Source organism: Leclercia sp. J807, assembly GCF_009734465.1.
In the GTDB taxonomy this organism is placed as follows: Bacteria; Pseudomonadota; Gammaproteobacteria; order Enterobacterales; family Enterobacteriaceae; genus Enterobacter.
This window is the reverse complement of the sequence record NZ_CP046446.1, coordinates 2,894,924-2,912,094: the sequence shown is the minus strand read 5'-3', so window position 1 is coordinate 2,912,094 and position 17,171 is coordinate 2,894,924. Positions and strand designations below refer to the sequence as shown.

The window sequence follows — 17,171 nt, the reverse complement described above, 5'->3', positions numbered from 1 at the left end:
AGGGGTGAAGGTGACATTCATGTGATACTTATCATAATTATTCATTAAATATTCTTATGTAATGAATAGCGCTAAACCCTCATAAGGGGGGTAAAGCCGCTATCTTAACGTAAATCATACAAATATATTCCCTGCAAAAACAAGGGGATTTACCTCTTCGCAACACCCATTCAGCCATAAACGTAATAAAATACTTACGTTTTGACCCTGGTATTAATCCTTTAATTTCAATTCCTTACCATATTGTTTCTATCTTAGATATGGGAGGCTGTTTTGCAAATTTGTTACTTGTCAACCCCAGGCAAGTAACGTGCCTGGTTTCTTCATACTTCTGCATGAATATTCGGCGATACAGAATATATCTTTGTCTTATTTGTTTAAAAAACAGACAAATTAGAAGTGATGCTGATGGGTTTTTGGTTCACATTCACCTAAATTATGTGACGTAGATCACATTTATTTTAAATTTCAGGCGAGGCCGCATTGTATGTCCTACAGTGGACGGGTAAAGTTGCCGCGAATTAGGAAAAGTCTTAGTTAATTGTAAGAAGCGATAAATGTGTAAGAGACAAAATTTGTTTTTCTTAACGTGATTCATCGATACAAAACTTAATTCAACTATGCGTTTTAGCCTTTTCTTTTTTTTACCGGGGTTTTCCCGGCGACATCACGGGGTGCGGGTCGACCGCACAAGAAATTAAAGTGTTATTCGGGAAGGGATAAATGAACACATCCGAATTGCTAAAACACATTTATGACATCAACCTGTCATATTTATTGCTTGCACAACGTTTGATTAGCCAGGATAAAGCCTCCGCAATGTTCCGTCTGGGCATTCAGGAAGAAATGGCCACCACGCTTGGCGGTTTAACGTTGCCGCAGATGGTGAAACTGGCCGAAACAAACCAACTGGTTTGCCAGTTCCGCTTTGATAATCACCAGACCGTCACGCAACTGACTCAGGAATCCCGCGTGGATGACCTGCAACAGGTTCACACCGGCATTCTGCTTTCTACCCGTTTGCTTAACGAAATCAGCCAGCCTGATGACGTAGCCCGTAAGAAAAGGGCTTAAAAATGAGTGAGAAGAGCATTGTTCAGGAAGCGCGTGATATTCAACTGGCCATGGAACTGATTACGCTAGGTGCTCGTTTGCAAATGCTTGAAAGCGAAACCCAGCTGAGCCGTGGTCGTCTTATCAAACTGTACAAAGAATTACGTGGCAGCCCACCACCAAAAGGGATGCTGCCATTCTCTACCGACTGGTTTATGACCTGGGAGCAGAATATTCATGCTTCCATGTTCTGTAATGCCTGGCAGTACCTGCTCAAGACCGGCTTATGCAGCGGCGTTGATGCGGTCATTAAAGCGTACAAACTTTACCTCGAGCAGTGCCCGCAGCCTGAAGAAGGCCCTTTGCTGGCCCTGACCCGCGCATGGACATTGGTGCGTTTTGTTGAGAGCGGATTGCTGGAACTCTCCCGCTGCAACTGCTGCAGCGGCAACTTTATCACCCATGCACATCAGCCCGCAGGCAGCTTCGCCTGCAGTTTGTGCCAACCACCGTCTCGTGCGGTAAAAAGACGTAAACTTTCCCGGGATGCTGCCGATAGTAATCCACAACTGCTGGATGAACAGATCGAACAGGCTGTTTAACCCGAACGTGTGGGCAAGGATCCAGCAGCGGTAAGAGATTACCGCTGCTTTTTTTTTGCCCCGCAGAAGGATAAACCCCGACCTGCGCATCCTGGCTACAGTCACTAGCGGAAGGATGATGTCGTGCTTATCGTATTAGGTTACCTGGTAGTTCTCGGTACAGTTTTCGGCGGTTACATGATGACCGGCGGGCACCTTGGGGCACTCTATCAACCGGCCGAACTGATTATTATCGGTGGTGCAGGGGTGGGGGCGTTTATCGTTGGCAACAACGGCAAGGCGATCAAGGGAACGTTAAAAGCGTTGCCGTTACTGTTCCGTCGTTCGAAATACACCAAAAGTATGTATATGGACCTTCTGGCGCTGCTCTATCGCCTGATGGCCAAGTCGCGTCAACAGGGAATGTTCTCCCTGGAGCGCGATATTGAGAATCCGAAAGAGAGCGAGATCTTTGCCAGCTACCCGCGCATTATCGCCGATAAGATGATGCTTGAGTTCATCGTCGACTATCTGCGTCTCATCATCAGCGGCAACATGAACACCTTCGAAATCGAAGCGTTGATGGACGAAGAGATCGAAACGCATGAAAGCGAAGCTGAAGTCCCGGCTAACAGCCTGGCGATGGTGGGGGACTCCCTGCCTGCGTTTGGTATCGTTGCGGCAGTTATGGGGGTCGTTCACGCCCTGGCCTCGGCGGATCGTCCGGCGGCAGAACTGGGCGCCTTGATCGCGCACGCCATGGTGGGGACCTTCCTCGGCATTCTGCTGGCGTACGGATTTATCTCTCCGCTGGCGACCGTATTGCGTCAGAAGAGCGCTGAAACCACCAAAATGATGCAGTGCGTCAAAATCACGCTGCTCTCGAATCTTAACGGTTATGCCCCGCCGATCGCGGTAGAGTTTGGCCGTAAAACCCTGTACTCCAGCGAGCGTCCGTCGTTTATTGAGCTTGAAGAGCACGTGCGCGCTGTGAAGAACCCAAACCAGCAGACGAGCACTGAGGACGCATGAAAAACCAGTCCCATCCCATCGTCATAGTCAAAAAGCGCAAGCATAAAGGGCATGGAGGCCATCATGGTGGCTCGTGGAAAATCGCCTACGCCGATTTCATGACCGCGATGATGGCGTTTTTCCTGGTGATGTGGCTGATCTCAATCTCCAGCCCGAAAGAGCTGATTCAGATCGCAGAGTATTTCCGTACCCCGCTGGCGACGGCGGTGTCGGGGGGGCCGCGCATCTCCAACAGCGACAGTCCGATCCCGGGCGGTGGAGATGACTACACGCAAAAGCAGGGTGAAGTGAAGCGCGAGCCGAACATCGACGAGCTGAAAAGACGCATGGAGCAGAGCCGCCTGAAAAAACTGCGCGGCGATCTGGACCAGCTGATCGAAGCGGATCCGAAGCTGCGCGCCTTGCGTCCGCACCTGAAAATCGATCTTGTTCAGGAAGGGCTGCGCATTCAGATTATCGACAGCCAGAACCGTCCCATGTTTAAAACCGGCAGCGCCGATGTAGAGCCCTATATGCGCGACATCCTGCGCGCCATTGCGCCAGTGCTGAACGGGATCCCTAACCGAATCAGTCTTTCCGGTCACACCGATGACTTCCCTTACGCCGGTGGCGAAAAAGGGTACAGCAACTGGGAGCTCTCGGCGGATCGTGCAAACGCATCCCGTCGTGAGCTGGTGATCGGCGGGCTGGACGATGGCAAAGTGCTGCGCGTCGTCGGCATGGCCGCCACCATGCGCGTGACCGACCGCGGCCCGGACGACGCCATCAACCGCCGTATTAGTCTCTTAGTGCTCAACAAACAGGCAGAGCAGGCCATCCTGCACGAAAACGCCGAAAGTCAGAATGAGTCACTGGATGATTTAAAACAGCCAGGCCCTGCGCCTTCGGCTGCCGTTCCAACATCGCCACCAGCCAATCCGAGGTGATAGCGTGAGCATGGATATTAGCGATTTTTACCAGACGTTTTTTGATGAAGCCGACGAGTTGTTGGCGGATATGGAGCAACATCTGCTGGACCTGGTGCCCGAGGCGCCGGATTCAGAGCAGCTCAACGCCATATTTCGCGCAGCTCACTCCATTAAAGGAGGCGCCGGTACGTTTGGCTTTACCATTTTGCAGGAAACCACCCATCTGATGGAGAACCTGCTCGATGAGGCCCGACGCGGTGAGATGCAGCTCAATACCGACATTATTAACCTGTTTTTGGAAACGAAAGACATTATGCAGGAACAGCTCGATGCCTACAAAAGCTCGCAAGAGCCGGACGCTGCCAGCTTTGAATATATCTGCAACGCGCTGCGTCAGTTAGCGCTGGAAGCCAAAGGCGAGACGGCAGCCGTTGCCGTCAGCCCGGCAAAACTGAGCGTTGTTGAGCCCGCCCCGGCGGCCGCGCCTGCCGCTGACGACCGTCTGCGCGTGGTGCTGTCCGGCCTGAAAGAGAGCGAAGTTAACCTTCTGGAAGAAGAGCTGAGCAATCTCGCCACCCTGAGCAACGTGGTGAAGGGCAAGGACACGCTGGCAGCTAACCTCGACGGCGGCATCAGCAAAGATGACGTCATCGCCGTGCTCTGTTTTGTCATTGAACCCGAGCAGATCGACTTTGAGACCGTGACCGATGCACCGGCTGCAGAAACGGCGGAAGTGGCTGAAGTCGCGGCTGTACCTGCGGTACCGGCCGTGGCCCCTGCCGCGCCAGCGCTGAAAGCCGTTCCGGGCGAATCCGCTGCGCCAAATCGCGGCGAGCGTGAAAAACCGGCCGCCCGCTCCAGCGAATCGACCAGTATTCGTGTCGCTGTAGAAAAAGTGGATCAGCTGATCAACCTGGTGGGCGAACTGGTGATCACCCAGTCGATGCTGGCCCAGCGCTCCAACGAGCTTGACCCGGTCAACCACGGCGATCTCATCACCAGCATGGGCCAGTTACAACGTAACGCCCGCGATCTGCAGGAATCGGTGATGTCCATCCGTATGATGCCGATGGAGTATGTCTTCAGCCGCTTCCCGCGTCTGGTGCGCGACCTGGCGGGCAAGCTCAATAAGCAAATCGAACTGACGCTGATGGGCAGCTCCACCGAGCTGGATAAGAGCCTGATTGAGCGCATTATCGACCCGTTAACGCACCTGGTGCGTAACAGCCTTGACCACGGGATCGAACTGCCGGAAAACCGTGTTGCCGCAGGGAAATCCCCGGTCGGTAACCTGATTTTGTCTGCGGAACACCAGGGCGGGAACATCTGCATCGAAGTGACCGATGACGGCGCAGGCCTGAATCGCGAACGTATCCTGGCGAAAGCGATGTCGCAGGGGATGGCGGTCAGCGAAAACATGACCGACGAAGAGGTGGGCATGCTGATCTTCGCCCCGGGCTTCTCCACCGCGGAGCAGGTCACAGACGTCTCCGGGCGCGGCGTGGGTATGGACGTGGTGAAACGTAACATCCAGGAGATGGGCGGCCACGTTGAGATCAAGTCGAAGCAGGGCTCAGGCACCACTATCCGCATTCTGCTGCCGCTGACGCTGGCGATCCTCGACGGCATGTCGGTCAAAGTGGCGGACGAAGTGTTCATCCTGCCGCTGAACGCGGTGATGGAATCGCTGCAGCCGCGTGAAGAAGATCTGCACCCGCTGGCAGGCGGTGAGCGCGTGCTGGAAGTGCGTGGCGAATACCTGCCGCTGGTGGAACTGTGGAAAGTGTTCGACGTGGACGGCGCCAAGACTGAAGCCACGCAGGGGATTGTGGTGATCCTGCAAAGCGCAGGCCGCCGTTACGCCCTGCTGGTCGATCAGCTGATTGGTCAGCATCAGGTGGTGGTGAAGAACCTCGAGAGCAACTACCGCAAAGTACCTGGCATTTCAGCCGCCACCATCCTCGGCGATGGCAGTGTGGCGCTGATCGTCGATGTTTCGGCGCTTCAGGGATTAAATCGTGAACAACGTATGGCGCACACAGCCGCCTGATTCAGTTAAGAAGGTAAAAAAATGACCGGTATGAGTAATGTAACCAAGCTGGCCGGCGAGCCATCAGGGCAGGAATTCCTGGTTTTCACCTTAGGTGACGAAGAATACGGTATCGATATTCTGAAGGTGCAGGAGATCCGTGGCTATGATCAGGTGACCCGCATCGCCAACACGCCAGATTTCATCAAAGGCGTGACCAACCTGCGTGGCGTTATCGTGCCAATCGTCGACCTGCGCGTGAAGTTCAGCCAGGGCGACGTCGAGTATGATGACAACACGGTCGTGATTGTGCTCAATCTGGGCCAGCGCGTGGTCGGGATTGTGGTTGATGGGGTTTCCGATGTCCTCTCCCTGACCGCCGAGCAGATCCGCCCGGCGCCGGAATTCGCGGTTACGCTGTCCACCGAATACCTGACTGGTCTGGGGGCGCTCGGTGACCGTATGCTGATTCTGGTGAATATCGAGAAGCTGCTGAACAGTGATGAGATGGCGCTGCTGGATGTGGCGGCAAGTCACGTAGCCTGAGGCCATCACCGCTGCGGCGGCCAGGACAACACTTCAAGGGGACCATGCTGGTCCCCTTATTTATTTCTCCCGCTATGCGCCGACCAGTTCTTATTTTCTTCCTGTTATTTATTCAAGTTGTGAATATATTCATAACCAAAATTCAGGGAATAGTTTCTCTGGCTTAACTGTTATTTAACCGCCATTAAAATTGCCAATGAAAACAAGAGGATATATTGTGATCTGTATCACATTATTCCTATTTTTTATCCCGCCTGGCCTCAATATTCAGGCGTTTTAAAAATTTATCCGATTGTTATATAAAGATATTTTGTGTCAATACGCCATTTGTCTTAGCCGCCTGGCTAAAGTGGTTGTTCGCGGTGCCTTAATCTAAATTAATTTTAACCACCTATTAACAACAGTAATGGGTGCTAACAATTTGAGCGTTATCAAAAATAGAGGATAACGACGGCGACATTTTCTGGAGGGTGGAAAATGAACAGAAAACTTTTGGTGTTATTGGCGGGATCGGCTCCGGCGATGGCGACAGTTCCGGCACAGGCGGTAACCAGCAGCGGGACCATTGGCGCAACCCTGACCTTGACCAACGGTTGCCTGATCAACGGCTCGCCAAACCAGAACGGCATTAACTTCGGTACCCTGGATTTCGGTACCCATCCGGCAACCTTCTCGACGCTCACCACCCAGCTCACCGGAGCCAATGGGGGCAATACCTTTACCATCCAGTGCACCACCGACAGCTACACGGTCGCCATTACCGGCAATACCAACTCCACCGCGCCGGGAACGGTTGTGGGTACGCCCGGCACGCCGGCGCGCTATCTGGTCAACACCGCGAATACCGCTCAGGGTGTGGCATACAGCCTGTTCAGCGACAGCAGCTTTAACAACGTGATCGCCAATAACGCGCCGATCCCGGTGGCCTCTACCGCAGGCGGGGTTAATAGCTACACGCTCTATGGCCGTATTACTGGCGGCGGCAACAGCGTCACCGTGGTACCCGGCACCTACACCGACACCATAAACGTCAGCGTCACTTACTAGCCGCGCGATTGATGAAGCGCGTGACCGTATCACTCCTGCCGCGGAGTGAGGGGAGGCTGCACGCCGTTTTTGGCCTGGTCGCCCTGATACTGACGACGACCGGCGCCCGGGCGGTGACCAGCCAGTCGTTTCAGGTGAATGCCACCATAACTCCGGGCTGCTCGGTGACCTCCGGCACCGGCGGGGTCCTGGGGGCGCTCAATTTTGGCAGCTACAGCGGGGTGCAGAGCGGCCAGGTCAGCACCAGCTTTGTGCCTAATGGTTCGCTAAGTATCGCCTGCACGCCGGGGGTGGCGCTGAGCATGAGCATCGACGGCGGGCAGAATTACGCCTCGGTGCGCAATATGCAGCGCGCCGGCGGCACCCAGCGGGTCGCCTACCGGCTCTACAGCAGCAGTTCGCTGGGGGCAAACAGCGAAATCGGCGTTAACCAGGCCATACCCGTAACCTATACCAATAGCAATAACATCGCCCTGCCGCTGTTTGGCGTGGCGCTTCTGACGGGCTTTAGCCCGGCCGGGAACTATTCAGATCAACTCACCGTGACCTTGTCCTGGTGATACAGGGAGAACGACCATGAAGGCATTTGCAAGCGGCCCGCTGGCGCTGCTGGTGGCGCTGGGGATAACGGCGCACGCCGCCCAGGGTGCGGCATCCATTCTGCTCTGGCCCATCGATCCCTGGCTGTCGGCCGATACCAACGCGACCGAGCTGTGGGTGCAAAACCAGGGCAACAGCGCCACCACCATGCAGGTGCGCATTGTGCGCTGGCGCCAGGAGGGCGGCCTTGAGCGCTACACCGCCCAGCAGGAGGTGGTCGCCAGCCCGCCGATTGTCACTATTGCCAAAGGCAGCAAGCAGCTTATTCGCCTGATTAAACAGGGCGGGGTGCCGATGGGGGTTGAACAGGCCTACCGCATTATCGTCGACGAAATTCCCCAGCCTCAGGACAGCACCACGCCGCAGATCGGCCTTAAGCTGCAGATGCGCTACTCCATTCCGCTGTTTGTTTACGGGCAGGGGATCGAAACCATCAAAGAGGGGGAACATCATGCCTTTGCCGAGCCGCGCAACCTGAGCTGGCGGGTTATCCGCGAAAACGGCCAGCCCGCGTTGCAGGTACGTAACCGGGGCGATGTGCATGTTCGACTCAGTCAGGTCTCCCTGACCCAGGGCGGGCAGAAAAGGAGCATGGCGGACGGTCTGCTGGGGTATGTTCTGCCGGGCAGCGAACGCAGCTGGCCTCTCCCCTCAGGCATCACCCAGCCGGGCCAGATGAGTGCGCAAATTAATGCCAGGGATACCGAATGGCAGTCGGCCCCCGTCAACTGAAACCCACGATGATGATCCTGCTTTGCGTCTCCACGGCAGGCTGGGCCAATACCGGCGACGATGCACTACCGCCGCCGCCCGCGCCTCAGTCCCTGAACGACGAAGCGGTCTTTCAGCTGGCGCTGATCGTCAACCACTACGATACCGGGCTGGTGGTGCCCGTCACCCGGCGCAACGGCGATTATCTGGTCTCCAGCGCTGACCTGCTGCGCGCAGGCCTGCCGCCGGAAAATGTCCCGCCGGGGGAGGTCAATCTGACGACCCTCGCCGATGTGCGCAGCGAGTATGACAGCGCCGGGCAGCGCCTGCTGTTGAGCGTGCCCCGGGAGTGGATCGCCGCCCGGGTCACCCCCTTTGGCGGCGAGCTGACCCAGAGCACGCCCCACTACGGCAGAGGGGCGCTGCTCAACTATGACTTCTATACCAGCAAGACCGATCATGCGGGCGGGCAGGCCTCGCTCTGGCATGAGTTCCGCTATTTTGACGAGCGGGGGTCTTTATCCTCCACCGGTTTTGTGCGCAAAAACCTCTCCGGCGGCGGCATGCAGGAGGGATACGTGCGTTACGACACCACGCTGCTGGTCACCAATGAGGATAATGCCACCACCTGGACTGCCGGGGATGTCATCAGCGATGCCGTCAGCTGGAGCAGCAGCGTGCGTATGGGGGGCATCAGCTATGGCCGGGACTTTTCGCTCCGCCCGGATCTGGTCACCTGGCCGCTGCCGGAATTTTCCGGCGAGGCGGCGGTGCCCACCTCGGTAGATCTGTTCGTCAACGGCTATCGCGCCGGCTCCACCCGCCTGCAGCCGGGACCGTTCACCCTCACCAATCTGCCCTATATCAACGGCGCGGGAGATGCGGTGCTGGTCACCACCGATGCGCTGGGTCGCCAGGTGAGCACCACGCTGCCGTTTTACGTCACCAGCGAACTGCTGAAGGCAGGGCTGAGCGACGGAGCCGTGACCCTCGGCAGCCTCCGCCGTAACTACGGGATTGAAAGTTTTGATTACGGCCCGGCGGCGGGGAGCGGCTCTTACCGCTACGGGCTGACCGACTGGCTGACCCTCGAAGGACATGGGGAAGGGGCCGAAGAGCTGGCGCTGGGCGGTTTGGGCACGGTGGTAAAAATGGGGCGTTTCGGCGTGGTCAATACGGCGTATACCCGCAGCCGGATGCGCGGTGAAGAGGGGGGGCAGGTAAACTGGGGCTACCAGTACAGCACCAGCGAATTCAGCATTGCTACCCAGCACAGCCGCCGGGATCGCGGCTTTGGCAACCTGGCCCTCTACGACCAGCCGACGGTATACGATGAATTCAACCAGCCCATCGCCAGCCTTAGCCGCAATACGGACCAGTACTCCCTGAGCCTTAATCTGGGTGATTATGGCAATATCGGCGCCGCCTGGATTGGGGTGGAGAGTTTCGACAGCGAGAAAACCGAGCTGCTTAACCTCTCCTGGAGCCGCAACCTGTGGCGCAGCAGCAGTATCTACCTTGCCGCCAGCCGGGACCAGCAGCGGGGCGACTGGACGGTCGCCCTGTCGCTGCAAATTCCGCTCGGCGAACGCGACAGCGCCGCCGTCACCCTGGAAAACACCCCGGACGCGGGCAGTACCCAGCGCATCAACTACAACCACGCCATGCCCACCGACGGCGGCTTTAGCTGGAACATGGCCCTGGCGAACCAGTCCCGCTCCCGCAGCTACCAGCAGGCCTCGCTGGGTTGGCGTAACAACAATATTGAAGTGCAGGGCGGCACCTACGGCGAGCGCGACATGATGACCTGGTGGGGCGAGGCGCTGGGCTCGCTGGTGCTGATGGACGGCGAACTCTTTGCCGCCAATAAGATCAACGACGCCTTCGTGGTCATCAGCACCGACGGCAAGCCCGACGTACCAGTAAGCTACGAAAACCAGCCGGTGGGGAAAACCAACCAAAACGGCTACCTGCTGGTGAGCGGCGTTTCCGCCTACTATCCGGCGAGCTACAGCATCAACACCCTGAACCTGCCCGCCGATACCCGGCTAAAAGAGACCGAGCGGCGGGTGGCGCTGCGCCGCAACAGCGGCTACCTGGTGGACTTTCCGATGGAGGAGGAGCGGGTCGCCAGCGTGATCCTGCACGACGGCGAAGGTCAGGATATTCCGCTCGGCAGCCAGGTGCGCCGCGCCTCCCGCGCCCCGGCCACCGTGGGCTATGACGGCATCGCCTGGCTGGAGAACCTGAACGACGTTAACCCGCTGGAGGTACGCACCCCGGAGGGAAAATACTGCCATGTGACCCTGACTCTTGCCCCTAATCCGGACCATAAGCTGCAAACATACGGTCCGCTGACCTGCAGGCTGGCACCATGAGGCGCCTGCTGCTGTTACTGCTGCTGTTGGTCTCCGGCACTGGCTGGGGGGCCTGTACCGTCAGTACCGTCAATGCCAGCTTTGGCAGCGTGACCTCCTTCGCTCTGAGCGGCAACAACGAGGTACAGACCACCGGCACCCTGGTGGTAAGCTGCGATGCGGTGCTTAACCTGTTGACCAACGACTCCATTACCCTCAACTACACCGGCGCCACCGTCAGCGCCGCCAGCCGCGCCAACCTGAAACGCACCGATAACGCCACCATCACCGATGTTATTCCTACCCGACTGTGCGGTGCGTCGGGCTGCACCGGCACCAGCGAAGTGCAGATCGCCCGCTCCTATACCTGGAGCGGTAGCACGCTGCTGGGGCTGCTGGGTTCCAGGCAGTACAATATTCCGCTCTATTTCCGTACCGTTGCCGGGCAGAACGTCAGCGCCGGGCCCTATCAGGTGACGCTTAACTTCAGCGTTAATTACAACGTCTGCCAGGTAGGGGCCGTGGGCCTCTGCCTGACCCCCCAGACCGGTACGGCGGTGACCAGCATCACCCTCAATATGAACGTCACCAATGACTGCAGCGCCATGACCACCCCGAATATCAACTTTAACAGCGCGCCGCTGGTACAGAATTTCCCCACCATTTCCCAGTCCATCGCCGTCACCTGCACCAAGGGCAGCGCCTACACCATCGGCATCAATAACGGCCTCAACGCCCTGAATAATGTCCGGCGCATGGCCAGCGGTAACAACCGTATGAGCTATGAGATCTATAAAGAGGCCACCGCCAACCGCTGGGGCGTCAGCGGCACCGAGCGCTGGTCGAGCGGAGCCTCATCCCAGGTAAGTACCGACGGCCTCCTGCGCACCTATAATTACACTGCCCGCATCCTCCCCAACCAGACCACGCCTCCCGCCGGCAACTACAGCGATACCCTCGTGGTAGACGTCGCGTTCTGAACCGCGCTTTTCCCTTTCGCAAATGTAAAGTTCCTCTCAGTTGTGCCGATAACACCGAGAACAAAACAATGAGAAGGTGTTGTATGTTGAACCGTATGCGCGTTGTCACAATGCTGATGTTGGTGCTGGCTGTTTTCGCTCTGTTGCAGCTCGTCTCCGGCAGTCTCTTTTTCTCTTCCATTAAAGCCAACCAGGACAGTTTTGCGGTTTCGAACGAGTTCCGGGTTCAACAAAGTGAAATCACCTCCACCTGGGATTACCTGCTGCAAACGCGCATCAACCTGAGCCGCGCCTCCGCACGTATGGTGACCGATCCCGCTAAGCCGCAAACGGAACTGATGAACAGCGCCCGCACTACGCTTGCGGAAGCGGATAAACACTTCAAGGCTTACAGCGCCATTCCTCCACAGCCGTCGATGGAGCAGGTGAGCCAGACCATCAATGAGACATACCGGGACTATGCTGCGGCGCTCACTGAACTGATCCAGTTCCTTGATAACGGCAACATGGAGGCCTATTTCGCCCAGGCAACCCAGTCAAAACAGAACGCGCTGGGGACCGCTCTGCGGGATTACGTTACCGCATCCGACGCGCGTAACCAGGCGGCGTTTAATGCCAGCGTGAAGGATTACTCCTTCGCCAAATGGCAGATGGCGATCCTGGCGCTCGCCCTGGCGATCGTGCTGGTGGGGGTCTGGTACGGCATTCGCCATACCCTGCTTAACCCGTTAAACCGTGTCATCGACCATATCCGTCACATTGCCAGCGGCGATCTGACCCACTCCCTGACTATCACCGGGCGCAGTGAAATCACCCAGCTGGCCATCAGCGTTGACCACATGCAGCGCTCCCTGAGCGAGACGGTGGCGAACGTGCGTCAGGGCTCGGAGGCCATCTACACCGGCACCAGCGAAATCGCGCTGGGTAACAACGACCTCTCCTCCCGCACCGAGCAACAGGCGTCAGCGCTGGAAGAGACCGCGGCAAGCATGGAGCAGCTCACCGCCACCGTGAAGCAGAATGCCGACAACGCCCGCCAGGCCTCACAGCTGGCGAACAGCGCCTCGGAAACCGCCCAGCGCGGTGGCAAGGTGGTGGATGGCGTGGTGAAAACCATGCACGACATCGCCGGAAGCTCGAAGAAGATCGCCGACATTATCAGCGTCATCGACGGTATCGCCTTCCAGACCAATATCCTGGCGCTGAACGCCGCGGTGGAAGCGGCGCGTGCCGGTGAGCAGGGGCGTGGCTTTGCGGTGGTCGCCGGTGAAGTGCGTAACCTCGCCAGCCGCAGCGCCAACGCGGCCAAAGAGATTAAAGCCCTGATTGAAGACTCTGTCGCACGCGTCGACACCGGCTCGGTGCTGGTGGAGAGCGCGGGCGAAACCATGAATGACATCGTGAATGCCGTTACCCGCGTCACGGACATTATGGGGGAAATCGCCTCCGCTTCCGATGAGCAGAGCCGTGGTATCGACCAGGTGGCCTTGGCGGTATCGGAAATGGATCGCGTCACACAACAAAACGCCTCGCTGGTTCAGGAGTCCGCAGCCGCTGCGGCGCAACTGGAAGAGCAGGCGAGCCGTCTGAAGATGGCCGTCTCGGCGTTTCGTCTTAACTCTGGACCTGCAAGCACGGTTTCATCGCGCGTCAGCCCGCAACCGGCCTCGCCGGTTAACGCACCGGCATATGTACGCGCATTGGCAACCGGGAAAGATGAGAACTGGGAAACATTTTGATTGTACGTTAAATCGCGGCTGCTGGCCGCTAAATGGGAGCGTGGATGTTAAATCGTATTCGTATCTCGACCACCCTGTTTTTGATTTTGATTCTCTGTGGGGTGTTGCAGGTTGGCAGTAATGGCTTGTCATTTTGGGCTTTTCGCGATGGTTATCAAAATTTACAGGAGATGCAGGGCAGTAATCAGCAGCGCGAGCTGCTTACCCAGAGCCGGGCAGTCTTGTTGCAGGCCAGCACGGCGCTGAATAAAGCGGGCACCTTAACCGCCCTGAGCTATCCGCCCGATGACATTAAGGCGCTGATGGTAACCGCGCGCGGTAGCCTGAAGCAGGCGGATGGCCTGTTCAAAACCTTTAGCGGCCAGGCGGCGATTAGCGCGAAGGACGCAGAGCTGAAAAAAGCGATGCAGGGTGCGTTCAGTCAGTGGTATAGCGATCTGGAGCATCAGGCGACGTGGCTTGAGAACAACCAGCTGTCAGATTTCCTGACCGCGCCGGTGCAGGAATCGCAGGCGGCATTTGACGCCAGCACCGACGCCTGGCAGCAGGAGATCAACAACTTTGTGCAGGCGGCGGGAAATGACAGCCGCAACAGCTACCACATGTCTGGCGTGATTTTCGCCACCATGATTGTGCTGGCGGTGGTACTGACCAGCGCCGCGTTGTTCTGGTCGCGCAAGATGATTGTCCAGCCGCTGGCGATTATCAGCAGCCATTTCGACAGCATTGCCAAAGGCGATCTGGCGCGGCCTGTAGCGGTATACGGCAAAAATGAAATTTCGGCCATTTTCGCCAGCCTGAAGGCGATGCAGGGCTCGCTGCGTGAGACGGTATCCGAGGTGCGACAGGGCAGCTACGCCATGCACACCGGGATCGCCGAAATTGCCGAGGGCAATAACGATCTCTCTTCGCGTACCGAGCAGCAGGCGGCATCGCTGGCGCAAACGGCCGCCAGCATGGAGCAGTTGACCGCCACCGTCGGGCAGAACGCCGACAACGCCCGTCAGGCCTCTGGTCTGGCGAAGAGCGCGGCGCAGACGGCGAAGAAGGGGGGCGAACAGGCGTCCCACGTGGCGAACACCATGAATGAGATCGCCGCCAGTTCGCAAAAGATTGGCGACATCATCAGCGTGATCGACGGCATCGCGTTCCAGACCAATATTCTGGCGCTGAACGCCGCGGTCGAAGCCGCCCGCGCGGGCGAGCAGGGGCGCGGCTTTGCGGTGGTGGCCGGCGAGGTGCGTAACCTGGCGAGCCGCAGCGCCAACGCGGCGAAAGAGATTAAGGTGCTGATTGAAGAGTCGGTGTCCCGCGTTCAGCAGGGTTCGGAGCTGGTGGATACGGCGGCGAAAACCATGACCGAGATCGTCAGCTCGGTCACCCGGGTTAACGACATTATGGGCGAAATCGCCTCCGCATCCGATGAACAGCGCCGCGGTATTGAGCAGGTGGCGCAGGCGGTAAGTCAGATGGATCAGGTGACTCAGCAGAACGCCGCGCTGGTGGAAGAGGCCGCGGCAGCCACCGATCAGTTAGCGGGCCAGGCGGATCACCTTACCTCGCTGGTGGCTGTATTTAATGTCAATGAACGTGTTGAAGCAGTAACAGAAGTCGGTCGGTCGCAGACCGTACCAGTCGGAACCTGAACGTGATTAAGAAGGCGCTATGACATCACCACTGCCCTCAGGGCAATCGTCATTATTGTTACAGATGACACAGCGCCTTGCGCTGTCCGATGCGCATTTCCGTCGGATATGTCAGTTAATCTACCAGCGCGCGGGGATTGTGCTGGCCGATCACAAGCGGGACATGGTCTACAACCGCCTTGTGCGTCGCCTGCGCACGCTCGGACTGGATGATTTTGGTCGCTATCTGGGGATGCTGGAAGCCAACCCAAACAGCGCGGAGTGGCAGGCGTTTATCAACTCCCTGACCACCAACCTGACCGCCTTTTTCCGGGAAGCACACCACTTCCCGGTGCTGGCGGAGCATGCCCGCCGCCGCAGCGGTGAGTATCGCGTCTGGAGCGCGGCGGCGTCGACCGGGGAAGAGCCTTACTCGCTCGCCATCACCCTGGCCGACACGCTGGGTACCGCCCCGGGCCGCTGGAAGGTGATCGCCAGCGATATAGATACCGAGGTGCTGCAAAAAGCGCAGAGTGGGATCTATCGCCAGGAGGAGCTAAAAACGCTGTCACCCCAGCAGCTTCAGCGCTACTTCATGCGCGGCACCGGTCCGCACGAAGGGCTGGTGCGGGTGCGTAGCGAACTGGCAAATGCGGTGGAGTTCTCCATGGTCAACCTGCTGGAGAAGCAGTACAACGTGGCGGGGCCCTTTGACGCCATTTTCTGTCGTAACGTGATGATCTATTTCGACAAAACGACGCAGCAGGAGATCCTGCGCCGCTTTGTTCCGTTGCTCAAACCTGACGGTTTACTGTTTGCCGGGCACTCGGAGAACTTCAGCAATCTTGTGCGCGAGTTTAGCCTGCGTGGCCAGACGGTATATGCGCTGAGTAAGGATAAAGCATGAGTAAAATCAGGGTCTTGTCAGTTGATGATTCAGCGTTAATGCGCCAGATCATGACTGAGATTATCAACAGCCACAGCGACATGGAGATGGTGGCGACGGCCCCCGATCCGTTGGTAGCCCGGGATTTAATTAAAAAATATAACCCCGACGTGCTGACGCTGGATGTCGAAATGCCGCGCATGGACGGCATCGACTTCCTCGAAAAGTTAATGCGTCTGCGGCCGATGCCGGTGGTGATGGTCTCTTCACTGACTGGCAAAGGGTCCGAAATCACCCTACGGGCGCTGGAGCTGGGGGCGGTGGATTTCGTCACCAAACCGCAGCTCGGCATTCGCGAGGGGATGCTGGCGTATAGCGAGATGATCGCGGAAAAAATTCGTACCGCGGCCAGGGCGCGGGTTGCCACGCATAAGCCGCTGGCGGCCCCGACTACCCTGAAAGCCGGTCCGCTGCTGAGCTCGGAAAAGCTGCTGGTTATCGGCGCCTCTACCGGCGGAACAGAGGCAATTCGTCATGTACTCCAGCCATTGCCGCTTTCAAGCCCCGGTATTCTGATCACTCAGCATATGCCGCCAGGCTTTACCCGCTCGTTTGCGGAGCGTCTGAACAAGCTGTGTCAGATCAGCGTGAAAGAGGCGGAAGATGGCGAACGCGTTCTGCCGGGGCATGCCTATATCGCCCCGGGCGACAAGCATATGGAGCTGGCGCGCAGCGGCGCTAACTATCAAATCAAAATTCATGACGGGCCGCCGGTTAACCGGCACCGTCCGTCGGTGGATGTGCTGTTTCATTCGGTGGCGAAACACGCGGGGCGCAACGCCGTTGGGGTGATCCTGACGGGGATGGGCAACGATGGCGCCGCCGGAATGCTGGCGATGCACCAGGCTGGCGCCTGGACCATCGCGCAGAATGAAGCAAGTTGTGTGGTGTTCGGCATGCCGCGCGAGGCCATCAATATGGGTGGCGTCAGCGAAGTGGTCGATCTTAGTCAGGTTAGTCAGCAGATGCTGGCGAAAATCAGTGCCGGACAGGCAATACGTATTTAACGAGGAGTGT

Annotated in this window: 15 protein-coding genes; all 15 read left to right on the top strand. The window is 57.7% G+C overall.

What is annotated here, in order from left to right; genetic code table 11:
• The first annotated feature begins 723 nt into the window (after nt 1-723).
• The 15 genes from flhD to GNG26_RS13875 all read left to right on the top strand — a co-directional run bounded on the left by flhD (nt 724) and on the right by GNG26_RS13875 (nt 17,161).
• Nucleotides 724-1,074, top strand: coding sequence for a flagellar transcriptional regulator FlhD (flhD, locus tag GNG26_RS13945; RefSeq protein ID WP_103180096.1), 351 nt, complete (start codon nt 724-726; stop codon nt 1,072-1,074).
• A 2-nt stretch (nt 1,075-1,076) separates the two neighbouring features.
• Nucleotides 1,077-1,655, top strand: a complete 579-nt coding sequence (gene flhC / locus GNG26_RS13940; protein ID WP_103180095.1) for a flagellar transcriptional regulator FlhC — start codon at nt 1,077-1,079, stop codon at nt 1,653-1,655.
• A gap of 123 nt (nt 1,656-1,778) precedes the next feature.
• A complete protein-coding gene (gene motA, locus GNG26_RS13935) occupies nt 1,779-2,666 on the top strand; it encodes a flagellar motor stator protein MotA (RefSeq protein WP_103180094.1) in 888 nt (295 codons plus the stop codon).
• Nucleotides 2,663-3,592 (top strand): flagellar motor protein MotB, encoded by a 930-nt coding sequence (motB, locus tag GNG26_RS13930; RefSeq protein ID WP_103180093.1) that lies wholly within the window; start codon nt 2,663-2,665, stop codon nt 3,590-3,592. The genes motA and motB overlap by 4 nt, the downstream gene beginning before the upstream one ends.
• Before the next feature lie 4 nt (nt 3,593-3,596).
• Nucleotides 3,597-5,624 (top strand): chemotaxis protein CheA, encoded by a 2,028-nt coding sequence (cheA, locus tag GNG26_RS13925; protein ID WP_103822408.1) that lies wholly within the window; start codon nt 3,597-3,599, stop codon nt 5,622-5,624.
• Between the two features lie 21 nt (nt 5,625-5,645).
• On the top strand, nt 5,646-6,149 hold the full coding sequence (gene cheW / locus GNG26_RS13920; protein ID WP_032611989.1) for a chemotaxis protein CheW: 504 nt from the start codon (nt 5,646-5,648) through the stop codon (nt 6,147-6,149).
• Between the two features lie 477 nt (nt 6,150-6,626).
• The gene (locus GNG26_RS13915; protein WP_156239165.1) at nt 6,627-7,196 is read left to right on the top strand and encodes a spore coat protein U domain-containing protein; all 570 of its coding nucleotides are present in this window, start codon (nt 6,627-6,629) and stop codon (nt 7,194-7,196) included.
• Nucleotides 7,197-7,252: 56 nt separating this feature from the next.
• Complete coding sequence (locus GNG26_RS13910; protein WP_370463897.1) at nt 7,253-7,756, top strand: spore coat U domain-containing protein; 504 nt, start codon at nt 7,253-7,255, stop codon at nt 7,754-7,756.
• A gap of 16 nt (nt 7,757-7,772) precedes the next feature.
• Nucleotides 7,773-8,528, top strand: a complete 756-nt coding sequence (locus GNG26_RS13905; protein ID WP_156239163.1) for a molecular chaperone — start codon at nt 7,773-7,775, stop codon at nt 8,526-8,528.
• Complete coding sequence (locus tag GNG26_RS13900; RefSeq protein ID WP_156239161.1) at nt 8,504-10,885, top strand: fimbria/pilus outer membrane usher protein; 2,382 nt, start codon at nt 8,504-8,506, stop codon at nt 10,883-10,885. Before GNG26_RS13905 ends, GNG26_RS13900 begins: the two co-directional genes overlap by 25 nt.
• The gene (locus GNG26_RS13895; RefSeq protein ID WP_156239159.1) at nt 10,882-11,844 is read left to right on the top strand and encodes a spore coat U domain-containing protein; all 963 of its coding nucleotides are present in this window, start codon (nt 10,882-10,884) and stop codon (nt 11,842-11,844) included. Before GNG26_RS13900 ends, GNG26_RS13895 begins: the two co-directional genes overlap by 4 nt.
• 83 nt (nt 11,845-11,927) lie before the next feature.
• Complete coding sequence (gene tar / locus GNG26_RS13890; protein WP_156239157.1) at nt 11,928-13,583, top strand: methyl-accepting chemotaxis protein II; 1,656 nt, start codon at nt 11,928-11,930, stop codon at nt 13,581-13,583.
• A gap of 44 nt (nt 13,584-13,627) precedes the next feature.
• Complete coding sequence (tap, locus tag GNG26_RS13885; protein WP_156239155.1) at nt 13,628-15,229, top strand: methyl-accepting chemotaxis protein IV; 1,602 nt, start codon at nt 13,628-13,630, stop codon at nt 15,227-15,229.
• Between the two features lie 19 nt (nt 15,230-15,248).
• Nucleotides 15,249-16,115 (top strand): protein-glutamate O-methyltransferase CheR, encoded by an 867-nt coding sequence (gene cheR / locus GNG26_RS13880; RefSeq protein WP_114314596.1) that lies wholly within the window; start codon nt 15,249-15,251, stop codon nt 16,113-16,115.
• Nucleotides 16,112-17,161 (top strand): chemotaxis response regulator protein-glutamate methylesterase, encoded by a 1,050-nt coding sequence (locus tag GNG26_RS13875; RefSeq protein ID WP_114314597.1) that lies wholly within the window; start codon nt 16,112-16,114, stop codon nt 17,159-17,161. The genes cheR and GNG26_RS13875 overlap by 4 nt, the downstream gene beginning before the upstream one ends.
• Nucleotides 17,162-17,171 lie beyond the last annotated feature (10 nt).

Coding starts and splice junctions, on each gene's coding strand:
- GNG26_RS13875 (WP_114314597.1), top strand. CDS start 16,112: ATGAGTAAAATCAGGGTCTTGTCAGTTGATGATTCAGCGTTAATGCGC.
- tap (WP_156239155.1), top strand. CDS start 13,628: ATGTTAAATCGTATTCGTATCTCGACCACCCTGTTTTTGATTTTGATT.
- flhD (WP_103180096.1), top strand. CDS start 724: ATGAACACATCCGAATTGCTAAAACACATTTATGACATCAACCTGTCA.
- GNG26_RS13900 (WP_156239161.1), top strand. CDS start 8,504: ATGGCAGTCGGCCCCCGTCAACTGAAACCCACGATGATGATCCTGCTT.
- GNG26_RS13905 (WP_156239163.1), top strand. CDS start 7,773: ATGAAGGCATTTGCAAGCGGCCCGCTGGCGCTGCTGGTGGCGCTGGGG.
- GNG26_RS13895 (WP_156239159.1), top strand. CDS start 10,882: ATGAGGCGCCTGCTGCTGTTACTGCTGCTGTTGGTCTCCGGCACTGGC.
- GNG26_RS13915 (WP_156239165.1), top strand. CDS start 6,627: ATGAACAGAAAACTTTTGGTGTTATTGGCGGGATCGGCTCCGGCGATG.
- tar (WP_156239157.1), top strand. CDS start 11,928: ATGTTGAACCGTATGCGCGTTGTCACAATGCTGATGTTGGTGCTGGCT.
- cheR (WP_114314596.1), top strand. CDS start 15,249: ATGACATCACCACTGCCCTCAGGGCAATCGTCATTATTGTTACAGATG.
- cheW (WP_032611989.1), top strand. CDS start 5,646: ATGACCGGTATGAGTAATGTAACCAAGCTGGCCGGCGAGCCATCAGGG.
- motB (WP_103180093.1), top strand. CDS start 2,663: ATGAAAAACCAGTCCCATCCCATCGTCATAGTCAAAAAGCGCAAGCAT.
- flhC (WP_103180095.1), top strand. CDS start 1,077: ATGAGTGAGAAGAGCATTGTTCAGGAAGCGCGTGATATTCAACTGGCC.